The organism is Flavobacterium sp., assembly GCF_031537875.1.
Classification (GTDB): Bacteria; Bacteroidota; Bacteroidia; order Flavobacteriales; family Flavobacteriaceae; genus Flavobacterium.
Genome location: NZ_JAVKNB010000010.1, coordinates 192476 through 216156, shown reverse-complemented (window position 1 = coordinate 216156; position 23681 = coordinate 192476). Strand labels below are relative to the sequence as shown.

The following is a 23681-nucleotide window of genomic DNA, read 5'->3' as shown; positions in this document are numbered from 1 at the left end:
TAAATAACATATCTTTGAAATACCATTTATTCTTGACACTACCATGACTCATTCTGAACTAAAATCTTTTCTTGACGAAAAAGTAATTCAGTACAATACACGCGATTTTATCGATAGTGATCCCGTTCAAATTCCGCATTTGTTTTCTCAAAAAGAAGATATCGAAATTGCAGGATTTTTGGCTGCCACCATAGCTTGGGGCAACCGTAAAATGATTATTAAAAATGCGCATCGGATGATGGAATTAATGGGCAATTCACCCTACGACTTTGTAATTTCACATCAAGAAACCGATTTAAAAGATTTAGAATCGTTTGTACATCGTACTTTTAATGGGCAAGATTTTATTGGATTTATAAAGGGGTTGCAACATATCTATAAAAACTGCAACGGACTGGAAGCGGTTTTTGCACAAAATCAAGAACTTCATTCAATGCAAAAAAGCATTCATGAATTTAAGAAATTATTTTTTGAAGCTCCACATCTTATACGAACCCAAAAGCACATCTCAGACCCAATGAACAATTCGGCGGCCAAACGAATCAATATGTACCTCAGATGGATGGTTCGTCAAGATACTAAAGGAGTTGATTTAGGAATCTGGAAAAGTATCTCACCGGCAGCACTCTCTTGTCCGCTCGATGTACATTCAGGAAATGTAGCTCGGAAATTAGGTTTGCTACATCGTAAACAAAACGACGCCAAAGCGTTAGCCGAACTCGATACTCAATTACGAACTCTAGACCCCAACGACCCTGTGAAATATGATTTTGCTTTGTTTGGTTTAGGAGTATTTGAAGGGTTTTGATTTGACACGAACAACTTAATACACCAAAAATCCCCCTTTTTAATGTACCTTTGCACAAAATAGCAATTTATGAGCACTTTTGAGCAATTCAATCTTCCTAAATCCGTACAAAAAGCCATTGACGAATTAGGCTTTACGACGCCTACACCCATTCAGGAAAAATCATTTTCTGTAATTATGTCGGGACGTGATATGATGGGTATTGCACAAACAGGAACAGGTAAAACCTTTGCTTATTTATTGCCGTTGTTAAAATTGTACAAATTCACGCCTACCAATACACCCAAAATCGTGATTTTAGTTCCAACCCGAGAACTAGTTGTTCAAGTAGTGGAAGAAGTAGAAAAATTGACCAAATATATGTCGGTCAACACCCTTGGAATATACGGAGGTGTCAACATTAACACCCAGAAAAAAGCCGTTTACGAAGGAGTTGATATTTTAGTTGGAACACCTGGTCGAACCATGGACTTAGCACTTGATGCGGTAGTTCGTTTTGACGAAACCCAAAAATTAGTCATTGACGAATTTGACGAAATGCTAAATTTAGGTTTCAGAACCCAATTAACTGCCTTACTGGCAATGATGAAAACCAAACGTCAAAATATTTTGTTTTCAGCTACCATGACGGAAGAAGTTGATGCTGTTTTGAATGACTTTTTTGATTATCCAGAAGAAGTAACGCTTTCGGCTTCAGGAACTCCCTTAGAAAAAATTACACAAATCACTTACCAAGTTCCTAATTTCAACACCAAAGTCAATTTATTAAAACATTTGTTGACTACGGATGAAAGTATGAGTAGAGTTTTAGTCTTTGTGAACAATAAAAAAATATCGGATCTACTTTTTGAAAGTATTGATGAAGAATTTGAAGGACAGTTTGGTGTAATTCACTCTAACAAATCACAAAACTACCGTTTGAGTACAATGGCTGAATTTCAAGAAGGTAATTTACGTGGTTTAATCACTACTGATATTATGGCGAGAGGTTTGGATATTTCCAATATTACCCATGTTATCAACTTTGAAATGCCTGAATTACCCGAATTATACATGCACCGTATTGGTCGTACCGGTCGTGCTGATGCAGAAGGTACTTCTATTAGCTTTGTTACTCCTCGCGAAGAAGAATCGTTTGTGGAAGTAGAAGTCTTAATGAATAAAGAACTTGAGATCACTCCTTTTCCAGAAGAAGTTGAAATTTCTATTAAGTTGATTGGTCCTGAAAAAGACCGCCAACCCGTAAAGTTTTTGATGAAAAAAGTAAAATTGGAAGGCGATGGTGCTTTTCATGACAAAGCCAAAAAGAATACCAAAGTCAACTTAGGTGGGCCTTCAAAAACTAAAAAGAAAACACATGGTTCGGTTAATCGAAATATGCTGAAAACTAGAGCTCAAAAGAAGAAGAAAAAATAAGAGTCTCTTATTTACGCTCTTCGTAAATCGTATTTCGTAAATCTAATATTATTTACCAAATACCAAGCAGACCGGCGAACATAACGCAATGCGCTTACCAGTATCTGTTATAGCTCCTGAAACGGCATCTCTTTTAAAAACAACGACTTCATTAGAGTATTGGTGTGCTACTAAAAGAAACTTACCAGTTGGGTCAATAGCAAAATTACGAGGACCTTTCCCTAAAGAAGAAACTACTGATTGTGAAACCAATTGACCATTTTTCAGGATTTTAAAAATAGAAATGGTATTAGCGTCTCCTCTATTCGAAGCATATAAAAATTTTCCGTCAGGCGAAATATGAATGTCTGCTCCGGTAAAACTACCTTTAAAATCTGTGGCTAAAATAGTGGTTTCTTGGATTTTGTGTAATTGACCATTGGCAAAACTAAAAACCGACAAAGCACCGTTTAATTCTTGCAACAAATAAACATATTTCCCATCTTTACTAAACGTTAAATGTCTTGGTCCACTTCCTGATGGAACAGCAACCGTAGTTTTTAATTTCAAAACTTCAGTTCCTGCATTAGGACGGTATTCATAAATAGACACCGCATCCGTTCCTAAATCGTTACTCAAAACATATTTTTTATCTGGTGAAAAATAGACCATGTGAACATGTGGGCCTTCTTGACGCGAATGAATACCTTTTCCTTTATGCTGTACCACTTGCTTGATCGCTGTCAAACTGCCATTGGAGTTTTTACCAAAAACAGCAATATTCCCACCTGAATAATTGGCAACAATTACATTTTTATCATCATTGATTATATAACAAGGATCGGCTCCTTGTGCTTTTTGTTGATTCAAGCTTGTTAGCTCACCACTTGCTGAGTTAAACTGAAACGAACTCACGGTACTTTCGCTGCCATTTTCATTGACAGCATACACTATTTTTTGGTCTTTAGAAAGTGTCAAATAACTAGGATTAATCACTTTTTCGGTAGCATTTTTAAATACGAAATCCCCAGTATTAGTATCAAAATCATAAACATAAATTCCTTTGCTATCACAAGTATTAGTATAGGTACCAATTAACAAAGGGTACTTTTTTGTTTGGGCTTGTGCCAAAGAAACTAGCAAAACTAATAGAAGAGTAAGTGTATTTTTCATTTTGTGACGGGATTAAAAAGCTAAAATACACAATAAATCGAAATAGTAAGTCATTAAATTGTATACTTTCAAACGGTGCAACTCATTTCAAATTTGTATTTTTGGCTAATGCGTTTTTAATACAACACAAAGAGCAATGCAATTCAAACATCCCGAAATTTTATACTTTCTATTTCTTTTGGTTGTACCAATATTGGTTCATTTGTTTCAATTGCGACGCTTCAAAAAAGAATATTTTACTAACGTCCGCTTCTTAAAAGCACTCACTATCCAAAGTCGGAAAAGTTCTAAAATCAAAAAATGGTTATTACTTGCCACACGATTGCTTTTGGTAACCGCTTTAATTTTGGCTTTTGCCCAACCTTTTTTTACCTCCAAAGATGAATCCCCTACTCAAAAAGATATTTATATCGTTCTTGATAATTCGTACAGCATGCAAGCCAAGGGCAAGAAAGGAGCTCTTTTGCAACGTGCCATTCAGGAATTATTAGAAGTAACACCCGAAAGTCTTCATTTTTCTTTGTTAACCAATACCGAAGCTTTTTGGAACACCGACATTCAATCCATTCAAAAAGAACTTCAAAATCTACAATATAGCGCAACCCCTTTTCAATTGGATCCTATTTTAAACCAAATCAAAGCACATCCGTCTCCGTATAAAAAAGAAATTGTAGTAATTACCGACGGAATTGGTTTAGAGTCGAAACAACTCAAAACAATTAATGATAACGAAGACCTTTCTTTCATTATTCCCAAAGCGGAACAACAAAATAATGTATCTATTGATAGTGTTTTTATTCGTCAGACACTCGATAACTTTTATGAATTAGGTGTTCAAATTAGCAGTTATGGCGAAAACACCCAGCCTATTTCGATGGGCTTATACAATGAAAAAAAGCTGGTTGCTAAAACCCGGTTTACTTTAAAAAAACAAAAACAAGTGATTCCGTTTACTATTCCCAAAAAAGCCTTTCACGGATACGTTTCGCTAACTGATAATGGATTAACTTTTGACAACACATTTTATTTCAGCATTTCAGAAAGAAAAAAAAGCAATTGTATAAGCATTGGCGAAGCAGCTAAAAGCAATTTCTTGGCACGAATTTACACTAGTGACGAATTTGATTACCACAACAGCACCTTAGCCCAATTAGATTACAACCAACTGGAAGCACAGGATGCGATTATTTTGAACGAAGTGGAAGAAATTCCGCAAGCACTTCAAACCACTTTACAATCTTTTGTAAACAAAGGCGGCAATCTAATTCTGATTCCTGCTGCCAAAGGCGAAATTTCAAATTTGAATTCAATCGCTCAAAAATTGGGTAATGTGGTTTTTCAATCTCTCAGTACCAATGAGAAATTGATCACTAAAATTCATTTCAATCATCCTATTTTCAAGAATGTTTTTGAAAATCAAATTTCAAATTTTCAGTATCCAAAAACCAAATCTTCGTTTACCATTACAAGTACAAGCCCTGCTATTTTATCATACCAAGACGAAAGTCCGTTTTTAATTTCTTCAAATAAAGAAGCTGGAACGCTATCTATTTTCTCTGCACCATTAAATCGAGAAAATTCAAACTTTCAACAATCGCCTTTAATAGTACCTGTATTCTACCAATTGGCACAAAGCCATCAAATGAATGACATAGATGCACTGACCATTGGAAATACCGATTCTTTTTTTGTCAAAACTACTATTGCTGAAGAAGGAGTACTAACTATCAAAAATGAGAATGAACAATTCATTCCAATACAACAGATTTTGAGTACTAAAGTCAAAATGAATTTTGGCGAATATCCAAACCTAGCTGGAAATTTTAGTGTTTTCAATAACAAACAATGGATAAAAAATATTAGTTTCAATTATAATCGAAGCGAAAGTGACTTGTTTCAAAATAATGAAAAACTACTTTCTAATAATGTCCAAATAGACTCCGTAGCTACTCTTTTCAATCACATACAATCCGAAAATAACGATAGCCAGATATGGAAATGGTTTCTTATATTTGCACTGTTATTTCTAGTAACAGAAATGGCAATTATACGATTCATGAAGTAAATTTGAATACAATTTAATCTTTTTAAAATTAATAAAATGCGTTATAATTTAAATCAAATAAAAACTTTAAATAAAAACCATTAAAATACTGGTTTAGAATTAAATAAACATTCGATTTTACACAATAAAAAATCAAAGAAAAACATGAAAGCAATCCTCCGAAACGCAAAAATTATCGACTCAAAAAGTCCTTTCCACAATAAGACTGTAGATATTTTAATTGCTGATGGTTGTATTGCCAAAATAGGAATAGCACTACCTAATCCAGAAAATTTTGAAGAAATCAATCGTGAAAACTTACATGTTTCACAAGGTTGGTTTGACAGTAGTGTCTCTTTAGGCGAACCTGGTTTTGAAGATCGAGAAACAATTGGAAACGGATTACAAGTAGCAGCACAAAGTGGATTCACCGGAATTGCGTTACAACCCAACTCCTTCCCTGTTATCGATAATCAATCTCAAATACTTTTTGTAAAAAGCAAAGCCATTGGAGCAGCAACCGAATTGTTCCCAATTGGTGCCTTAACCAAAGGAAGTGAAGGAAAAGACATGGCTGAGTTATTCGACATGAAAAATGCAGGAGCAGTTGCTTTTGGAGATTACAATCGAAGTTTAGACAATGCTAATTTGCTTAAAATTACTTTGCAGTACGTTCAAGATTTTGACGGCTTAGTCATTGCCTTTTCACAAGATGAAAAAATTAAAGGAAATGGTGTGGCTAACGAAGGAATTGTTTCAACACGATTAGGACTAAAAGGAATTCCGAATTTAGCCGAAGAATTACAAGTAGCCAGAAACCTGTTTTTACTAGAATATACTGGTGGAAAATTACATATCCCAACCATTTCAACGGCTAAATCAGTAGCTTTAATTCAAGAAGCCAAAGCCAAAGGATTACAAATAAGCTGCTCTGTAGCAGTACATCATTTGGTTTTAACCGATGAGAAATTAGAAGAATTTGACACTCGCTGCAAAGTAACTCCGCCTTTGCGAACGGAAACCGACCGACTCGCTTTAATTGAAGGAGTCAAAAACGGAACCATCGACATGATTACTTCAGATCACAACCCGATTGATATTGAACATAAAAAAATGGATTTTGATACCGCAAAAAGCGGTTCGATTGGTTTAGAAAGTGCATTTGGCGCTTTAATGACGATTTTGCCTGTCGAAATGGTAATCGAAAAACTAACTGCGGGTAGAACTACATTTGGGATAGAAAGTCCTACAATCACTGAAGGTGCTAAAGCAAATTTAAGCTTATTCAACCCAGAAGGGAAAAGCACTTTTACCGCAGATTCAATCCACTCAAAATCTAAAAACTCCGCTTTTATTGGTACGGAACAAGAAGGAAAAGTGTACGGAATTGTGAATCAAAACCAATTGATTCTAAATCAATAAATCATGAACAAAGAAACAATTGAAGCAGGAAAAGCAACCGCTATTACCAGTTATATTTTAGGAATTGGCGTATTCATTGCCATGTCTATGAATGCTGAAACTAAAAATCCCTTCGCCACCTTTCATATTCGTCAAGGTTTAGGTCTAACTCTAACCTTTATTTCTTTAGGCTTAATCATCAGTAATTTTGACAGTTTATTGATTTCATTTCCGATGTGGATTTTCATTTCGGTTTTATGGGGTTATGGAATATTTACAGCGATTAAAGGTGAAACGAAACCGATGCCGCTGTTAGGAACGTATTTCCAAAAATGGTTGTCTAATATCTCGTAACACCATGAATTTATCTTTAGAATACCTCATCAAGGAACCCAAAATAAAAAAAGAAAGCAATCCGCTTTTACTTTTATTACACGGATATGGCAGCAACGAAGCTGATTTATTCTCATTCGCTTCTGAACTTCCTGAAGAGTATTATATCATTTCGGCGCGCGCTCCGTATGACTTACAATACGGAAGTTATGCTTGGTACGCCATCAACTTTGACGCTGACGAAAATAAATTCTCTGACCACGAACAAGCCAAAGTATCAAGAGATTTAATTGGTACTTTCATTGATGAACTAATAGAAAACTATCCTATTGATGCTAAAAAAATTACGTTAATTGGTTTTAGCCAAGGTGCAATTTTAAGTTATGGAGTGGCACTTTCTGAACCTCAAAAAATTAAAAATGTAATTGGATTGAGTGGTTATGTAAGCCAACCTATTTTAAAAGAAGGCTTTGAACAAAATGACTTTTCTAATTTGGGAATTTTTGCCTCTCACGGAACTGTAGATCAAGTTATTCCTATTGAATGGGCAAGAAAATCAGACGCGTTTTTAACCCAAGTAGGCATTGCTCACACGTACAAAGAATACCCTATTGGTCATGGTATTTCGCCACAAGTATTTTTTGACTTTAAGAATTGGCTACAAGCCCACTCTTAAAAAATATCCTTTATTTTTGATATAAAAGCGACTGATTTACTTCAAAAGAGATAGTTTCATCCTCATTAACAAAGTATTTCAACAATACTTCTCCCCAAATTTCGCCATCGCTAAAATCAGCAATAATCCAACGGTGATTCAAGATTTTCACTTTATTGACAATAAATTTATTAGCTCCAATTTGGTCTTGTCCTGTATAAGGATTCCCTTTTGGATTCGAATTGTAATCCAATAGCTTTTCTGTAACTACAGGAATTAGTTTCTCATACTGAATAGTCTTCTGAGTATTTTGATTCTCAAAATAATTCTGTGCATTTTCATTTTTGGCTAGAGAAAAATAATTAGCATCTGCTAATTGATTCGAAAGGGAAGTCAAACTATCTTTCAATCTGGTGGTTGACTTGTCGAAACGTTTTTGTTCAAAAGAAACTTCATTACTTAAAAACACGTAGGTAAACAAAGTAGTCAAAGCAAAAAGTATCGTTAAATAAAGTAGTAGTGAACGTTTCATATAGGAATTAAATTGTGATTTCTAAATTATCATACGCCAAGAAAACATTTTCAGGAAGCTTTTTTTGTACTTCTTCATGAAAACTTAAATGATGACTAATGTGAGTCAAATATGCTTTTTCGGGTTGGACCAAAGTTATAAAATCTAAAGCTTCTTGCAAATTGAAATGAGTTTGGTGCGGCTCTTCACGTAAAGCGTTTACGACCAAAACTTTGAGTCCTTTTAGTTTTTCGATTTCTGATTCTGCGACTGTTTTTACATCGGTCAAATAAGCAAAATCATCAATGCGATACCCAAAAACCTGCAAGTCGCCGTGCATCACATTAATAGGAATTGCTATTTTATTCCCAATAGTAAAAGGAGCATTATTTTGAACTTCAAAAGTAGTAACAGAAGGCGCCCCAGGATATTTATTTACTGTTTCGAATACATAATCAAAACGTTGCTTCAAATTATCAATTACGCGTTGATGTGCATAAATTGGCATTGCCCCTTGTCTAAAATTAAAAGGACGAATATCATCTATCCCAGAGGTATGATCTGCGTGTTCGTGAGTGAACAAAATTCCATCAACTTTCTGACATTTGGAAACCAACATTTGTTGCCTGAAATCAGGCCCACAATCAAACACAAAAGAATAATTTTCCCACGACACCCATGCCGAAACACGCAAGCGTTTGTCTTTTGCATCAAGACTTTTGCATACAGGATGATCGCTTCCAATAATTGGAATTCCTTGCGAAGTACCGGTACCTAAAAAATATACTTTCAAAAGTGGTGGTTTATTTAGAATTGGTTTCAAATTAGAATCCGTTTCTTCTACTATCAATAACGAAAAAATCAGTATTCAAAAATAGTAATTCTACATTTGAATGCACTAAAAATACGATTCAAATAATAATGATGCTAAGATGTCGATTTTTTACAAAAATAAGGTTAAATATCTTTCATCAAACCGCTAATTTGTTAACTTTGTAACATAAAAGCACTTTTGATATAAATAATGCATACCAAAAAGATAAAACTCAAAGGAGATAAGGTAATGGAGCAAATTCCTTCTATCAAGGATAAAGCGCTACGTATCAACCTTAACGAAAATATTTACGGAACTTTTGCTGAAATTGGTGCCGGACAAGAAACGGTTCGCCATTTTTTTAGAGCGGGTGGATCGTCTGGGACTATTGCAAAAGCGATGTCTGCCTACGACAAGGACTTTAGTGACGCCGTTTACGGAATAGAAGAAGATGGTCGCTATGTAACCGAAAGCCGTTTAAAAAAGATGCTTTCTCACGAAGTGAGTTTGATTGAAAAGCGTTTGAGTAGAGACAAGCACCCCAACAAAATGTTCTTCAGTTATGCCAATACCGTGGCAACTATTGATTTTGCAAAACAATTTAAAGGTCATGGTTGGGTTGGGATCAGTTTCCAAATCGAACCTGATGAAGCTTATAACGAAATCATTCTTCACATTCGTTTCAAAGAAACCGATTCGAGATTGCAACAAGAAACGCTAGGTATTCTTGGAGTAAACTTAATTTATGGAGCTTATTACAAATACAACGATCCTAAAAAGTTATTGCGCTATTTGTACGACCACTTAGACAAAGACCAACTTGAAATTGATACTATCAACTTCTCCGGACCTCGTTTTGCTGATGTTGATAATCGTTTGATGAGTTTACAATTGGTAAAAAATGGAATGACAGATGCCGTAATGTTCAACCCTGAAGGGAAAAATATTCTACCCGCAGCTATTCTATACAAGAAAAACTTATTGGCTTTTAGAGGAAGTTTCCGTCCTGTTACCAAGGTAAACATGGACATGTATGAAAAATCCTTGAAGATGTTCCTTGAAGAAAACAAGGTAGAAAAAGAGAATACACTCGTGGTTTTTGAAATTACCTTGTCTAACTTACGCTCTGACGGAGAAATCGACGAAAGAGATTTCATGGATAGAGCAGAACTACTTTGTTCACTAGGCCAAACGGTTATGATTTCCAATTTCCAAGAATACTATAAAGTAGTCGAATATTTTGCTAATTATACCAAAGCCCGTATGGGATTGGCAATGGGTGTAAATAATCTTGTTGATATTTTTGACGAGAAATACTACCGTCATTTAAGCGGAGGAATCCTAGAAGCCTTTGGTAAATTATTCTATCGCGACATGAAAGTATTCTTGTACCCAATGCTTGGCGAAAATGGAGAAATCATTACTTCAGAAAACTTAAAAGTACATCCACGAATGAAAGAATTATACAAATTCTTTAAATTCAATGGTAAAGTGGTTGATATAGCAGATTACAATCCTGATATTTTAGAAGTCTTCTCTCGTGAAATCTTAAAAATGATTAGTCAAGGAAAAGAAGGTTGGGAACCAATGCTCCCTACTGGTGTGGCTGAAATTATCAAAGAACACCATTTGTTTGGTTATGAACCGAGTAAATTTTTGAAAGAAGTATAAAACTGAAATATAAAATCAAAAAAATCCCCAACTTAACCGGTTGGGGATTTTTATTTTACTTGAATAAAATTACTTCAAAATCTGAGCGGCATGTGCTTTCGTTTTAACATCTGAAATCACATCCTCAATAATTCCGTTTTCATCAATCACAAAACTCGTTCTGTGAATTCCATCGTATTCTTTACCCATAAATTTCTTTGGTCCCCAAACTCCGAATGCTTGAATTACAGATTTGTCTTCGTCAGCCAATAATGGAAAAGGGAAATCGAATTTTTCTTTGAATTTGGCTTGTGCTTTTTGCGCATCGGCACTAACTCCTAAAAGCGCATAATTATTAGCTTGAAAACGTTCAAAATTATCTCTTAAATCGCAAGCTTCGGCGGTGCAACCTGGAGTATTCGCTTTAGGATAAAAGAATACCACTAATTTTTTTCCTTTGTAATCTGCTAATTGGTGCGGTTTACCATCCTGATCTACGCCTGAAAATTTTGGTGCGGGATCCCCTATTTTTAATGTTGTCATAAATTCTATTTTTGAATAATTGAAATTGTGCTATTTTTACAGGAATAAAAATACAAAAATGAACAAACAGGAACGGGTAACATTTGTTATAAATACGTTAAAAGAATTGTATCCTACAATTCCTATCCCTTTAGATCACAAAGATTCGTATACTTTGCTTATTGCAGTATTACTTTCTGCGCAATGTACTGATGTTCGAGTGAACCAAATCACGCCTCTTTTATTTGCAAAAGCTGATAACCCTTACGATATGGTAAAATTAACCGTAGAGGAAATCAAAGAAATCATTCGCCCCTGCGGCTTATCGCCAATGAAATCAAAAGGTATTTATGGTTTATCTCAAATTCTTATTGAAAAACACAACGGACAAGTTCCTCAAAGTTTTGAAGCCTTAGAAGAATTACCCGCCGTAGGACATAAAACGGCGAGTGTTGTCATGTCACAAGCTTTTGGTGTTCCAGCTTTTCCTGTGGACACACATATTCATCGGTTGATGTATCGTTGGAATTTAACCAATGGAAAAAATGTGGTGCAAACTGAAAAAGATGCCAAACGTATTTTCCCTGAAGATTTATGGAATGAATTGCACTTACAAATCATTTGGTACGGGCGCGAATATTCGCCTGCGCGTGGTTGGGATTTAGAGAAAGACATCATTACCAAAACTATCGGACGCAAATCTGTTTTAGAAGATTACTCCAAGAAGTAAAACATAAAAAACTGCCTCTATTCTACAAGAATAAAGGCAGTTTAGTAACTAACAATGAAATTTTAATTAGCGATTAATTCAAAAGTAGCTTGCTCAGTTTTGACTACTTTCAACGCTTTTGAATAGTTCAACAAGAAAGACACAACTTCTTTCTTTGGTTTCATTTTTGGAGCAACAAATGATTTCTTAGAGTAGATTTTTGCCATAGTTTGTGTTTACAATTTACACTACAACGCCAAAATCTATGAAATATTGCTTAGTTGGTCAAAATAATTTGGTGCTTATCAATCACTTTCCTCAAATTCAGCAAAGCATAACGCATTCGACCTAAAGCAGTATTAATACTTACTCCAGTTGCTTCTGATATTTCCTTAAAACTCATGTCTTGGTACAAACGCATCATCAAGACTTCCTTTTGATCTGAGGGGAGTTCCTCAACCAATTGACGTAAATCTTTAGCCACCTGATCCGAAATTAATTTATTTTCTATCGTGAGCGTATCATCGGTCATAATGGAGAAGATAGAAAACTCCTCTGTTTCTCTGTACAGCGGCATTTTTTTGTTTCTGCGAAAATGGTCCACAATCAAATTATGTGCAATACGCATTACCCAAGGAAGAAATTTACCTTCTTCATTATAAGCGTTGGATTTTAAAGTACGAATTACTTTAATGAACGTATCTTGAAAAATATCATCGGAAAGATCTCTATCGCCTACTTTGGAATAGATAAAACCGAAAATTTTAGATTGGTGTCGTTTGATAAGAGTTGCTAAAGCAGTTTCATTGCCAGCAATATAATCATTTACTAATGTAGCATCATCAATAGGAGTAATAGCCATAATATACCTTTTAGAGGGTTTGTAATTCTAAATAATGTTCTAAAAAGTAATATTGTTAAATAGGCGTTTTGTTTTATATGATGATTATACGGACAAATTTAACTTAATTTTATCGGAATATGCAAACAAAAAAGGAATAAAATCCATGTTATGTGAGATTCACGATAAAACAACTCACCAAATCTTAGCTCGTAAACCTTCTTTTGAGGGAGCCAAAAAAGAAGTAATTAAACCCTTAATTTGTATTTCTGGTAGTAGTAATTCTCAGTTGAAAATTGATTACTTTTGTGAAAACTATACTTTTTATGTCAATTGACCTTTCTACATTAGATCCGAAGAAAAACATCATTATTAAAGGCGCTCAAGTACATAACCTAAAAAATGTAGATGTAGCGATTCCTAGAAACAAACTGGTAGTCATTACAGGACTTTCAGGTTCTGGAAAATCAAGTTTGGCTTTTGATACTTTGTATGCCGAAGGACAACGTCGTTATGTAGAAAGTTTATCGTCTTATGCGCGCCAATTTTTGGGACGTTTAGACAAACCCAAAGTAGAATATATCAAAGGTATTGCGCCCGCTATTGCTATTGAACAAAAAGTAAATACCACTAATGCGCGTTCCACTGTGGGAACCTCAACAGAGATTTACGATTACATCAAATTGCTATATGCACGTGTTGGGCGTACTTTTTCTCCAATTTCTGGTCAAGAAGTCAAAAAAAATACCGTGACTGATGTTGTAGCAGATGTAAAACAACTTCCTATTGATAGTAAATGGCTCCTCCTCGCTCCTATTCATTTAGAAAAAGGACGCCAACTAGAAGACAAATTGAAAGTCTTATTGCAACAAGGTTTTGCTCGAATTTTAGTCGATGGCGAAATGGTTCGTTTGGACGAATTACCAAAAAATTTGGGTAAAAAAGAAATCTTTTTGATTATTGACCGAATCGTTGTTAAGGAGGAAGAAGAATTTTACAACCGATTAGCCGATGCCGTTCAAACCGCTTTTTTTGAGGGAAAAGGAATTTGTTATTTGCAAGAATTAAATGCCGAAAAACGTTTTTCATATTCCAATAATTTTGAGTTAGACGGAATTACATTTTTAGAACCTAATGTTCATTTGTTCAGTTTTAACAATCCTTATGGAGCATGTCCTGTCTGCGAAGGCTACGGTAATATCATTGGAATTGACGCTGAATTGGTAGTGCCAAACACAACTTTATCTATTTTTGAAAATGCTATTTTTCCTTGGCGTGGCGAAAGTATGAGTTGGTTCAGAGATGAATTAGTCAAAAATGCCTACAAGTTTGATTTCCCAATTCACAAACCCTATTTTGAACTGACAGATGCTCAAAAAGAATTGCTTTGGACAGGAAATCAATATTTTCAAGGACTAAATGATTTCTTCAAAGAATTAGAAGAAAAAAATTATAAGATTCAAAATCGTGTGATGTTGTCGCGTTACCGAGGCAAAACCAAATGCAACACTTGCAAAGGCAAACGCTTGCGTGTAGAAGCTTCTTATGTGAAAATAAATGGCAAAACCGTTTCGGATTTGGTAGATTTACCGATTCGTCATTTGGTAACATTTTTCAAAAATATTGACCTTAACGAATACGAAAAACAAATTGCTAAACGACTGTTAATTGAAATCAACAATCGTTTGTCATTTCTAACTGAAGTTGGGTTAGATTACCTCACACTCAATCGAAATTCAGCTACCCTTTCTGGCGGTGAGTCGCAACGCATCAATTTAGCGACTTCATTAGGAAGTAGTTTGGTTGGTTCCATGTATATTTTGGACGAACCCAGTATTGGTTTACACCCCAAAGACACTGAACGATTGATTAAAGTATTGTTGTCTTTACGAGACTTAGGTAACACCGTAATTGTAGTAGAACACGACGAAGACATTATGAAAGCTTCGGATATGATTATTGATATTGGACCAGAAGCAGGAACACATGGAGGAAATTTAGTGGCCCAAGGGACGTATGACGAAATTTTAAAATCGGATTCGTTAACTTCTCAATATTTGAATGGCAATTTAGAAATTTCGGTTCCGAAAAAGCGAAGACCTTTCAAAAATCATATCGAAATAAAAGGCGCACGTGAAAACAATTTACAAAATATAGATGTTACTTTTCCTTTAGACGTTTTAACTGTAATCACAGGTGTTTCTGGAAGTGGAAAGAGTACTTTAGTAAAGAAGATTTTATTTCCTGCTTTACAGAAAAAATTAGATAATGCAGGTGAAAAAGCGGGTCAATTTACTGAAATGACAGGCTCATTTTCGCACATCAAACATATTGAATACGTAGACCAAAATCCTATTGGAAGAAGTTCACGTTCGAATCCAGTAACCTACATCAAGGCGTATGACGATATTCGGGATTTGTATGCCAAAGAGAAACTATCTAAAATTAGAGGGTACCAAGCTAAACATTTTTCTTTCAATGTGGATGGTGGTCGTTGCGACAGCTGTAAGGGAGAAGGTACAATCAACGTAGAAATGGTTTTCATGGCTGATGTGCAATTGCATTGTGAAGCGTGTAATGGAAAACGTTTCAAAAAAGAAGTGTTAGAAGTAACCTTTGAAGGCAAAAATATCAATGATATTTTAACGATGACTATTGATGATGCGATTGACTTTTTTGCCACACACAAACAAACTAAAATCAATCAGAAGTTACAACCACTTCAAGATGTTGGATTGGGCTATGTTCAATTAGGACAATCATCATCTACCCTTTCTGGCGGAGAAGCACAACGTATTAAATTGGCTTCCTTCTTAGTAAAAGGAGCTACCAAAGACAAAGCGCTTTTTGTTTTTGACGAACCAACTACGGGATTGCATTTTCACGACATCAAAAAGTTATTAGCCTCTTTTGATGCATTAATCGAAAAAGGACATTCTATTATTGTCATTGAACACAATCTGGACCTTATTAAATGTGCCGATTGGATTATCGATTTGGGGCCAGAAGGAGGAGAAAATGGCGGAAAATTATTGGGTGCGGGAACTCCTGAATCATTAGTAAAAATGAAGGAGTCTATTACAGCTACTTATTTAAAAGAAAAACTATAAATCGGATAATTAATAGCATCGTTCCTCGAAAGTTTTACCGTCTTCATCTATTGCAATAAGAATTCTTTTTTCTTTACCGTAGACAAAAGTCAAATACAACCATACAATAGACCATAAACCGAAAGTCAAACAAAACAACACAAAATTAAATGTGTGATTGATGGCTCTGGCTTCTCTTGACAAAATAGCAAAAGGTAATTTATCGTTTTTTTCCTTTACAGTAAAGCCTGCACGTATTTTAGTACTAACTCTATTGTAATAGTCTTGTAAACTTTTTTCAGAACTAATGGGATTGTTATTCATTTGAATTGGGATTATGTTTCATAAACTAATAACAAAAATAATTCCATTACATAGTATGTACAATACCCACTTTTAGTGATATTTACAATATAAAAAAAGAAGTAGTTTTAAGGGTATATTAAAATTACGATTATAATTTTAGTTTCGTAAAAATACTATCTAAGAAACGATTAATTTCAATAGAAATAACCAATTTATAGTTCAAATACACATAAAGAACAGTTACTAAAATCGACTTCAATCCAATACCTATAATCGGATGAAATGGGAATTTCCAAAAATAAAATAATAAAAAGAGTACAAAAGTAATTCCTATAGAATACAACGTTTGCTTAGTGAATGGATACAAATGCATCCGTTTTACTACAAACATCAATTTGGCTACACTATACAACGTAATAGATAATAAAGTAGCAAATGCAGACCCTATAATACCATACAGAGGAATAAAAATCATATTCAAAATAAGTGTAACAAACACTAACATTAATCCTAAAAATAAGACCATTCGGTAGTATTTAGAATTAAAAATGATGGCATTGTTATTTCCTAATATTAAATCAAAATATTTAGAAAGCCCAATCATAAAAACCACCACAATTCCTCCTGCATATTCTTTGGGAACCATCTCGTACAATTGTTCAATATTCACAAAAATGCACAACATAACAAACCCTCCTACTAATTGCAAATTGATAGAGGTTTTCTTATACAAATCATTCAATTCGTCGTGTTTGTTTTCGTGCATTAATTTCGCGGTAATAGGATAAACGATTTGGTGCATCGCACGGCTTGGAACCGAAATCACCAAAGCGATATAAGTAGCCACAGAGTAATAGGCTATATTTCCAATGTCCATGTATTGATTTAACATGATTTTATCTCCATCTAAAAGTAAGTTCGCTACACTTCCTGACAAAATGATATAAAAAGTATATTCTAAAATAGCTTTAACATTGTGAGGAATAGAAAATTGGAAAACTGGCTTTTTGACCTTAAAAGCATACAACATGGTCACCAAAAAGGCTACAAAATAAATCACCGCAGTAAGATAAATAAAATCAATTGCTGTAATTAATTTAAAATAAATGCCTAAAAGTCCCACTACTGAAAACAAACGCAAACCTACCTCTTTGATAAAGTTGCCAAATACGGAATGCATATGAACTCTAGCCCAAGCGTAAAAAATCTCAAAATACGCCATGCATAGTCCGGTAAAAGGAATTAAGTAGATAAAATCTTTTACGATTGGATTTTTCTTTGTCATAAAAAAAGCAATCTCATCATAAAAAAACAAACCAATTAAAATCAATGGGATACATAGAAAAAGCGGGAACAAAACTGTAAAAGACAAGAATTGATTTTCTTCTTTTTCTGTTTTGCATTGGGAATAAAATTTAACCAAGGTGTTTTGCATTCCAATAGCAAACAAAGGCATAATTACATTGGCACAAGACAAAATATAGTTAGATAAACCGTAATATGTTTTTCCTAAAATGGGAGGAAATAAAAACAAAGTACTTACACCACCAACTGCAAAACCAATATAGGTAATGATTGTATTTTTCAAAGATTGGTTTAAAACGATTCCCATAGTTGACTTGGTTACTTGTTATTGATTGATTAATTCAACCAACTGTTTGGTTAGGTTTTTTCGAGAATAATGTTGTAATCCAACTCCATTCGATTGTAATTTACCTTCTAAAAATTGAGTATAATAATCTAAAATGGTTTGTTTTAATCTGGCTTTTTCTGAATAGTCAAAAAACACTCCCGTATTCGTATTGGTAATAATTTCAGCAAAATCAGAATCTTTTGGGCCAATGGCAATAATAGGTCGTTCCGAAACCATGTATTCGAATAATTTTCCTGGTATAATACTTTTGGTATCCTCTGAATTGATTTCAATTAACAATAGAACTTGTGATTTACGTTGGTGTTCCACCGCCACAGCATGTGAAACATACCCTAAATTATTCAAACAGGAATTCAAACCAAATTGCGAAATGGTTTCCAATACCTCTTGGCTTACAGCACCCATCAATTTAATCTCCAAATGGGATTGAAAATAGGGTATTTCTTGAAGTAGTTCAACCAAACTTTCCCATAAAATCAGTGGATTTCTTTCAGATAAAAACGAACCGATGTGGGCCAAACTGAACTTGATATCCAAGGTTTGTTTTTCTATTTTTTCGACATCAAAACCATTGGTAATAACAGATATTGGTTTAGATGTAATCGCTTGAAATTCTAATTTAGTAGTTTTACTCGTTACTATAATAGTGTCTGCCGAATTCAGCACTTGATGTTCTAATTGTTTATGACGTTTAGCTGCGTAATTAGACAATCGTAATGATTTATGGTATCCAATTGTAGTCCAAGGATCTCGAAAATCAGCCAACCATTTTAAGTTTAGTTTTTGCTTCAATTCCAATCCAATTAAATGCAAACTATGTGGCGGTCCCGAAGTAACAATCATGTCAATTTCGTTTTCACGAATGTATTTTTCTAAATAAGCTACAGAAGGTTTTATCCAAAAAACGCGGGCATCAGGGATAAATAAATTACCGCGAACCCAAAGCATTAGCTTCTCTAAAAAAGATTGCTTTTTCTGATTGGGAATAATTCCTGAACTGATTTTTTTGGTTTTATTTTTGGATAAAAAAGACGCTAATTGATAGGGTTCGAAAATTTTATTTTTTAAAATAATCGCTTTGTCCGAAACCTCAGTTTCCAAATGTGCATCGACAATAGGATACGTTGGATTTTCAGGGACATAAACAATAGGTTGAACATCAAACTCTGGTAAATACTTGACAAACTTCAACCAACGCTGCACACCTGGTCCTCCTGCTGGTGGCCAATAATAGGTAATGATTAAAAGTTTTTTTTGTTTTGGTTCCAAATTTATTAATTAGATTTATGATTGATTTTTTCTAATTCTTCAATATCTAAAATATCTTTTGGACGATTTGCAGCTTTCTTAGCTTTAATTAAATTATTGTAATCTAAAAAGTAAACTGGTGTTTCATTAATCTCAACAATATAGGCTTGTTCTAAAAGCTGCTCAAAAGAACTATTTTCTAAACCTTTTACAGAGGTCATAATATCTAATCGTAAATTAAAATTCAAAGTAATATCAGTCCAACCCGGAATAAACTGCATCGTATTGATATTTTCAAAATCACCAATGCCAAGTTGTTTTAATGCTTCTCTTAAGTTTTTTCTATTGTCCAATGAATCTTCAATATATATATCAATATCACCAGTATTTCTTCCATAGCCATAAATATTAACCGCAAATCCTCCAATGGTCAAATATTTGACTTTACACAAAGAGAAGTACTTCCATATCTCAGTTATTTGACTATTCATTTAATTACTTTGATATTTTTTTTGCATTTTTCAGCATATTTGAAAGTTCAATTATTGCCATCATTTTTTCAAACCGTTGTTGAGGAGTCATATTTCTAACCTCATCAATATGACGAGCTTCCATTTTTGAGGGGTGATCATGATTTATTTTGTTTGCCTTCATTTTTACTGAAATTAATAATCAAATTTACAAATTTAACTTCAACTATTAAATTGACTTTTTTCTCTCCAAATAAATCCCTGCAATCAAAAGTAAAACTATTCCAATGGAACTTATCAAAGTGATTGTACTTCCTGTTTGCACAACTTGAGGTTCAAATTTAAACTCTATACTGTGTTTTCCTGCTGGAATTGGCAAAGCCCTCAATACATAATCCGCTTGGAAATGATCCACTTTTTTACCATCTATATAAGCATTCCAACCATTTTTATAATACATTTCAGAAAATACTGCCAAACCTTCATTCGTATTGATCGAAGTGTATTTCAAATCATTCGGCTGATACAAATCTAAGGTTATAATTGATAAACTGTCTTTGACAAAATTTGTCTTTTTAACCTCAAAGTTGTTGGTATTGATTACCGCTACATTTTTAGAATCCAATTTATCTAAAGCTTTCATCTCTTCGTCTGCAGAATGTGCTGCTTTCACCTGACTAACAAACCAAGCATTCCCATTCGCATCTGGATTGGCAATTGGAAATTCTTTTCCATCTTTATCCGTTTGAATCAGGTATTTTACATTCAGAAAGTTTAAGGCTTCTAAATTATTTTTAGCTATTTGGTAATCAAATAATTGCTGCATTCTTCTTGGTTTCGCCGCATGATAACCTCCAATCGATTTATGAAAGAATGAAGCTCTTGCGCTCGATAAATTACCATTGATTTCAAAAACACGATAATTAGACGAGTCTTTCAATATTTGCAAATCCACTGGTGTTGCTTGGAATGGAACTTCTACTTCCCTTTTACTTACAAAATCTTTTTCAGAAACGTATTTTTTATCGACTAAGAATAAGTCAAAAATCATCACTAAACCAATAACTATAATAGTTGTTTTTTGTGCCAATTTATTTTTAATAAACAACCATAAAGCAGCGGTCGTAATTACAATAAAAAAACCAGAGCGCAATAAATCAGCGCTATACATTGTTTTCCTATCTGCTTTTAAAGCATCCACAAAAGCAGGTCCGTAGCTTTTTAAGAAATATTCATCTCCGCTCCCAGAAAAATTAAATAGTCCTTTGGCAAAGAACAAAATAACTAGGGTCCCAATTCCAAATAAAGTAGTTTGTAATAGACCTTTCTTTTGCTCGTCGCCATTTAATTGAAAAAAAGATTGCAATCCCATGACCGCTAAAACTGGGAAACACAATTCTAGAATAACTTGAATGGATGAAACAGCTCTAAATTTATCATACATTGGAACATAGTCTATGAAGAAATTGGTTACACTCGGGAAATTTTTTCCCCAAGAAAGAACCAAAGCAATCATCGCTCCTCCAAAGAAAACATATTTAATTTTTCGATTGTCAATAAATAGCGCTAAAAAAGCCAAAAAGAAAACTACTGCTCCGATATAAGCTGGAGCTGCCACAATAGGCTGATCTCCCCAATAGGTTGGCATTCCTTTTACATAATCTATTGCTTGCACTTCAGGAACTCCTTGATTGATCATGAATTGATACATACTGCTATCCGATCCCAAAGCTTCATTATTGGAGCCTCCGAAAAGTCGTGGCGCAATCAAATTAAAACTTTCCGCTATACCATAACTGTATTCGGTGATGTAATCGCGGGACAACGCACTATTTTCAGTTACTTTAGAACCATCTGCATTGAAAGTCAACTCGCTTTTTCCTCGAGTACTAAATTTGGTGTATTCCGTTGTGGCTAATAAATTAGTTGCATTGGCACCAATTGCAAAAATTCCAGCTATAGCAAGCGTCCCAAAAGTAAATCCTAATCCTTTGAAGTCTTTTTCTTTGATAAATTGACACGAGAAGTACCCCACCAAAACCAATAAAAAAATCAACAAATAATAGGTCATTTGAAAGTGATTTGCATTGATTTCTAATGCCGTAGCAAATAAAGTCAGTAAACCTCCCCAGACATATTTTTTTCGAAATACCAATAAAAATCCAGCAATTACAAGAGGCATATACGCAATCGCATGGGCTTTCGCATTATGTCCCACACCTAAAATGATAATCAAATAAGTCGAGAACCCAAACGCAATAGCACCGAAAAAAGCCTTGAGTGGATCAATTTTCAATACTAACAACAACCCATAAAACCCTAAGAAATAGAGAAACAAATAATCAGCCGGACGGGGTAAAAAACGCAATCCATCATCTAAAGCACCAATGTAATCATGAGGGTATTTAGCTCCTAACTGGTACGTTGGCATACCTCCAAAAGCTGAATTCGTCCAATACGGTTCAATATGAGTGGAAGCTCTAAAATCATTTTGCTCTTTTGCCATTCCGGTGTATTGTGCTATATCTGATTGAAAGATTTGTTTTCTTTGTAAAACAGGGTAAAAATAAATCAACGAAATCAGAACGAAACCAATAATGGCAAGCAAATGAGGATAAAACGTATGGAGTTTTTTCAATGTAAAAGTAGTTTGGTTAGAATATAAAAAGTGGGGTGAGACAAATTTAATCTATTTCTTCGTAATCCACATAATCCCCTACTTTTTTGGTTTCGCGAGGGTTTTTAGATTCGGTTTCTTTATAAATTATATCATCGTTATGTTGTGCTTTTTTCCAAGCGGCATCCTGTGTATATTGTTGTTGTTTTTGAAAATTTTCTCCTGCTTTTTCAACCGCTTTTTTGACTAAAATTGGCAAAAATATACGGGCTAAAAATTTAAAAACATAATAGAACATCATTATATAGAATATTGTTCTTATCAAATTAGAAAAAGAGGCTTCTTGCATAATCAAATATTTTTTTCAAAAATAATAAATTCCTCCCGAAACTTCGGGACAAAATAAAAATATCATTCTTAAATAAATGATAAAATATAGTACATTTGGGAAGCGTTATTTCTTTTTAATCCAAACAAGATCATTATGTTTAAACCCAACACCTCCTTGTTACTGACACTTTTGCTAATGCCGCTACTGAATTTTGCTCAATATACTGACCAAATTAATTCCAACAGGCCTGGAGAAACGATGTCGGCTTTTTCAGTAGGAAAATCAGTAATACAATTAGAAACAGGCGCTTATGGCATTTCTCAAAAACACCATTTACTGAATTATGTAGCTAATGGTTATGGAATTGACGCTACTTTGCGTTATGGAATGTTGATGGAAAAATTAGAAGTAATTGCCGACATTCAATACCAAAGTCAGGTATACGAAGCATTGTACACAAAAACAAATCAAAAAGCCTTAAAACAAACGATTTTAGGAGCTAAATACTTACTCTACGACCCGTTTAAAAATCACGAAAAAAAAATCAACGTATACAGTTGGAATGCCAACAAAAAATTTAGCTGGCGTCAATTGATTCCGGCGGTTTCCGTATTTGCAGGAGCTAATTTTACATCTGCGAATAATCCATATCATTTTTCACCTAATGCGGGGATTTCTCCTAAAGTAATCCTGATTACTCAGAACCATTTAGGAGATGGCACTTGGGTATTTGTAACCAATACCATTGCCGATTATATTGGCACCGAATATCCAAGTTACGGATACGCAGTGACTCTAACTAAGGGATTCAACGACAAATGGTCTGGTTTTGTAGAAAATCAAGGATATAAAAGTGATTTTTATAGCGATGCTATCGTGAGAGCTGGAGCAGCATTTTTAATTACCGATGATCTTCAAATTGACGCCTCTGCCAGTGCCAGCTTAAAAAACACACCCTCTATTTTTTATGGTGGGCTTGGATTTTCTTGGCGCTATGATGGCAACTATAATGAAGTCCGAATGCCTGTTGAAGATCCTAATGTTTTGAAAGCACAAAAAAGAGCTAAGAAAGGTACAAAAAAGAAAAAATTCCTGATTTTTTAGATTAAT

23 protein-coding genes are annotated in these 23681 nt (G+C 34.3%); 10 read left to right on the top strand and 13 right to left on the bottom strand.

What is annotated here, in order from left to right; translation table 11 throughout:
* The first annotated feature begins 43 nt into the window (after positions 1–43).
* Positions 44–808, top strand: coding sequence for a TIGR02757 family protein (locus RMR09_RS06175; protein ID WP_310594926.1), 765 nt, complete (start codon positions 44–46; stop codon positions 806–808).
* A 69-nt stretch (positions 809–877) separates the two neighbouring features.
* The gene (locus RMR09_RS06170; RefSeq protein ID WP_310594925.1) at positions 878–2224 is read left to right on the top strand and encodes a DEAD/DEAH box helicase; all 1347 of its coding nucleotides are present in this window, start codon (positions 878–880) and stop codon (positions 2222–2224) included.
* Positions 2225–2272: 48 nt separating this feature from the next.
* On the opposite strand, the gene RMR09_RS06165 is transcribed toward RMR09_RS06170, so the two are convergent.
* A complete protein-coding gene (locus tag RMR09_RS06165) occupies positions 2273–3376 on the bottom strand; it encodes a lactonase family protein (protein ID WP_310594924.1) in 1104 nt (367 codons plus the stop codon).
* 136 nt (positions 3377–3512) lie between these two features.
* Here RMR09_RS06165 and RMR09_RS06160 point away from each other — a divergent pair, with 136 nt between their 5' ends.
* From RMR09_RS06160 to RMR09_RS06145, 4 genes are all read left to right on the top strand, one after another.
* The gene (locus RMR09_RS06160; protein WP_310594923.1) at positions 3513–5441 is read left to right on the top strand and encodes a BatA and WFA domain-containing protein; all 1929 of its coding nucleotides are present in this window, start codon (positions 3513–3515) and stop codon (positions 5439–5441) included.
* A 144-nt stretch (positions 5442–5585) separates the two neighbouring features.
* Entirely contained in the window at positions 5586–6842 is a 1257-nt protein-coding gene (locus RMR09_RS06155) for a dihydroorotase (protein WP_310594922.1), read from the top strand.
* A 3-nt stretch (positions 6843–6845) separates the two neighbouring features.
* On the top strand, positions 6846–7175 hold the full coding sequence (locus tag RMR09_RS06150) for a hypothetical protein (RefSeq protein WP_310594921.1): 330 nt from the start codon (positions 6846–6848) through the stop codon (positions 7173–7175).
* Positions 7176–7179: 4 nt separating this feature from the next.
* Positions 7180–7830: a dienelactone hydrolase family protein gene (locus tag RMR09_RS06145; RefSeq protein WP_310594920.1), complete on the top strand. Its 651-nt coding sequence runs from the start codon at positions 7180–7182 to the stop codon at positions 7828–7830.
* Positions 7831–7840: 10 nt separating this feature from the next.
* Here the strand turns inward: RMR09_RS06145 and RMR09_RS06140 are convergent, their stop codons facing one another.
* Together RMR09_RS06140 and RMR09_RS06135 are read right to left on the bottom strand one after the other, a co-directional pair.
* Complete coding sequence (locus tag RMR09_RS06140) at positions 7841–8341, bottom strand: hypothetical protein (protein WP_310594919.1); 501 nt, start codon at positions 8339–8341, stop codon at positions 7841–7843.
* 7 nt (positions 8342–8348) lie between these two features.
* Positions 8349–9113, bottom strand: coding sequence for an MBL fold metallo-hydrolase (locus tag RMR09_RS06135; protein WP_310595132.1), 765 nt, complete (start codon positions 9111–9113; stop codon positions 8349–8351).
* Positions 9114–9344: 231 nt separating this feature from the next.
* On the opposite strand from RMR09_RS06135, the gene RMR09_RS06130 reads away from it, so the two are divergent.
* Entirely contained in the window at positions 9345–10805 is a 1461-nt protein-coding gene (locus RMR09_RS06130; protein WP_310594918.1) for a TonB-dependent receptor, read from the top strand.
* Between the two features lie 69 nt (positions 10806–10874).
* Here the strand turns inward: RMR09_RS06130 and bcp are convergent, their stop codons facing one another.
* Positions 10875–11327 (bottom strand): thioredoxin-dependent thiol peroxidase, encoded by a 453-nt coding sequence (gene bcp / locus RMR09_RS06125; RefSeq protein WP_310594917.1) that lies wholly within the window; start codon positions 11325–11327, stop codon positions 10875–10877.
* Between the two features lie 58 nt (positions 11328–11385).
* Here bcp and nth point away from each other — a divergent pair, with 58 nt between their 5' ends.
* The gene (gene nth / locus RMR09_RS06120; RefSeq protein WP_310594916.1) at positions 11386–12036 is read left to right on the top strand and encodes an endonuclease III; all 651 of its coding nucleotides are present in this window, start codon (positions 11386–11388) and stop codon (positions 12034–12036) included.
* 62 nt (positions 12037–12098) lie between these two features.
* Here nth and RMR09_RS06115 read toward each other — a convergent pair whose 3' ends face one another.
* Positions 12099–12242, bottom strand: coding sequence for a hypothetical protein (locus RMR09_RS06115; RefSeq protein ID WP_296685533.1), 144 nt, complete (start codon positions 12240–12242; stop codon positions 12099–12101).
* 50 nt (positions 12243–12292) lie between these two features.
* Positions 12293–12877 carry a sigma-70 family RNA polymerase sigma factor gene (locus RMR09_RS06110; protein WP_310594915.1) on the bottom strand — a complete coding sequence of 195 codons (585 nt, stop codon included), beginning with the start codon at positions 12875–12877 and terminating at the stop codon, positions 12293–12295.
* Between the two features lie 305 nt (positions 12878–13182).
* Between RMR09_RS06110 and uvrA the strand changes: the two genes are divergently transcribed.
* On the top strand, positions 13183–15966 hold the full coding sequence (uvrA, locus tag RMR09_RS06105) for an excinuclease ABC subunit UvrA (RefSeq protein WP_310594914.1): 2784 nt from the start codon (positions 13183–13185) through the stop codon (positions 15964–15966).
* A gap of 9 nt (positions 15967–15975) precedes the next feature.
* Here uvrA and RMR09_RS06100 read toward each other — a convergent pair whose 3' ends face one another.
* The 7 genes from RMR09_RS06100 to RMR09_RS06070 form a co-directional block, all read right to left on the bottom strand.
* On the bottom strand, positions 15976–16269 hold the full coding sequence (locus tag RMR09_RS06100; RefSeq protein WP_310594913.1) for a hypothetical protein: 294 nt from the start codon (positions 16267–16269) through the stop codon (positions 15976–15978).
* A gap of 130 nt (positions 16270–16399) precedes the next feature.
* Complete coding sequence (locus RMR09_RS06095) at positions 16400–17863, bottom strand: oligosaccharide flippase family protein (RefSeq protein ID WP_310594912.1); 1464 nt, start codon at positions 17861–17863, stop codon at positions 16400–16402.
* A gap of 18 nt (positions 17864–17881) precedes the next feature.
* Positions 17882–19174, bottom strand: a complete 1293-nt coding sequence (locus tag RMR09_RS06090; protein WP_310594911.1) for a glycosyltransferase family 4 protein — start codon at positions 19172–19174, stop codon at positions 17882–17884.
* Between the two features lie 5 nt (positions 19175–19179).
* Entirely contained in the window at positions 19180–19644 is a 465-nt protein-coding gene (locus RMR09_RS06085) for a hypothetical protein (RefSeq protein WP_310594910.1), read from the bottom strand.
* Between the two features lie 4 nt (positions 19645–19648).
* Entirely contained in the window at positions 19649–19807 is a 159-nt protein-coding gene (locus RMR09_RS06080; protein ID WP_310594909.1) for a hypothetical protein, read from the bottom strand.
* Positions 19808–19852: 45 nt separating this feature from the next.
* Entirely contained in the window at positions 19853–22261 is a 2409-nt protein-coding gene (locus tag RMR09_RS06075; protein ID WP_310594908.1) for a YfhO family protein, read from the bottom strand.
* 46 nt (positions 22262–22307) lie between these two features.
* Positions 22308–22589: a DUF4834 family protein gene (locus RMR09_RS06070; RefSeq protein WP_310594907.1), complete on the bottom strand. Its 282-nt coding sequence runs from the start codon at positions 22587–22589 to the stop codon at positions 22308–22310.
* 135 nt (positions 22590–22724) lie between these two features.
* Here RMR09_RS06070 and RMR09_RS06065 point away from each other — a divergent pair, with 135 nt between their 5' ends.
* Complete coding sequence (locus tag RMR09_RS06065; RefSeq protein ID WP_310594906.1) at positions 22725–23675, top strand: transporter; 951 nt, start codon at positions 22725–22727, stop codon at positions 23673–23675.
* Positions 23676–23681: the final 6 nt, after the last annotated feature.

Coding starts and splice junctions, on each gene's coding strand:
- RMR09_RS06175 (WP_310594926.1), top strand. CDS start 44: ATGACTCATTCTGAACTAAAATCTTTTCTTGACGAAAAAGTAATTCAG.
- RMR09_RS06170 (WP_310594925.1), top strand. CDS start 878: ATGAGCACTTTTGAGCAATTCAATCTTCCTAAATCCGTACAAAAAGCC.
- RMR09_RS06165 (WP_310594924.1), bottom strand. CDS start 3,376: ATGAAAAATACACTTACTCTTCTATTAGTTTTGCTAGTTTCTTTGGCA.
- RMR09_RS06160 (WP_310594923.1), top strand. CDS start 3,513: ATGCAATTCAAACATCCCGAAATTTTATACTTTCTATTTCTTTTGGTT.
- RMR09_RS06155 (WP_310594922.1), top strand. CDS start 5,586: ATGAAAGCAATCCTCCGAAACGCAAAAATTATCGACTCAAAAAGTCCT.
- RMR09_RS06150 (WP_310594921.1), top strand. CDS start 6,846: ATGAACAAAGAAACAATTGAAGCAGGAAAAGCAACCGCTATTACCAGT.
- RMR09_RS06145 (WP_310594920.1), top strand. CDS start 7,180: ATGAATTTATCTTTAGAATACCTCATCAAGGAACCCAAAATAAAAAAA.
- RMR09_RS06140 (WP_310594919.1), bottom strand. CDS start 8,341: ATGAAACGTTCACTACTACTTTATTTAACGATACTTTTTGCTTTGACT.
- RMR09_RS06130 (WP_310594918.1), top strand. CDS start 9,345: ATGCATACCAAAAAGATAAAACTCAAAGGAGATAAGGTAATGGAGCAA.
- bcp (WP_310594917.1), bottom strand. CDS start 11,327: ATGACAACATTAAAAATAGGGGATCCCGCACCAAAATTTTCAGGCGTA.
- nth (WP_310594916.1), top strand. CDS start 11,386: ATGAACAAACAGGAACGGGTAACATTTGTTATAAATACGTTAAAAGAA.
- RMR09_RS06115 (WP_296685533.1), bottom strand. CDS start 12,242: ATGGCAAAAATCTACTCTAAGAAATCATTTGTTGCTCCAAAAATGAAA.
- RMR09_RS06110 (WP_310594915.1), bottom strand. CDS start 12,877: ATGGCTATTACTCCTATTGATGATGCTACATTAGTAAATGATTATATT.
- uvrA (WP_310594914.1), top strand. CDS start 13,183: ATGTCAATTGACCTTTCTACATTAGATCCGAAGAAAAACATCATTATT.
- RMR09_RS06100 (WP_310594913.1), bottom strand. CDS start 16,269: ATGAATAACAATCCCATTAGTTCTGAAAAAAGTTTACAAGACTATTAC.
- RMR09_RS06095 (WP_310594912.1), bottom strand. CDS start 17,863: ATGGGAATCGTTTTAAACCAATCTTTGAAAAATACAATCATTACCTAT.
- RMR09_RS06085 (WP_310594910.1), bottom strand. CDS start 19,644: ATGAATAGTCAAATAACTGAGATATGGAAGTACTTCTCTTTGTGTAAA.
- RMR09_RS06080 (WP_310594909.1), bottom strand. CDS start 19,807: ATGAAGGCAAACAAAATAAATCATGATCACCCCTCAAAAATGGAAGCT.
- RMR09_RS06070 (WP_310594907.1), bottom strand. CDS start 22,589: ATGCAAGAAGCCTCTTTTTCTAATTTGATAAGAACAATATTCTATATA.
- RMR09_RS06065 (WP_310594906.1), top strand. CDS start 22,725: ATGTTTAAACCCAACACCTCCTTGTTACTGACACTTTTGCTAATGCCG.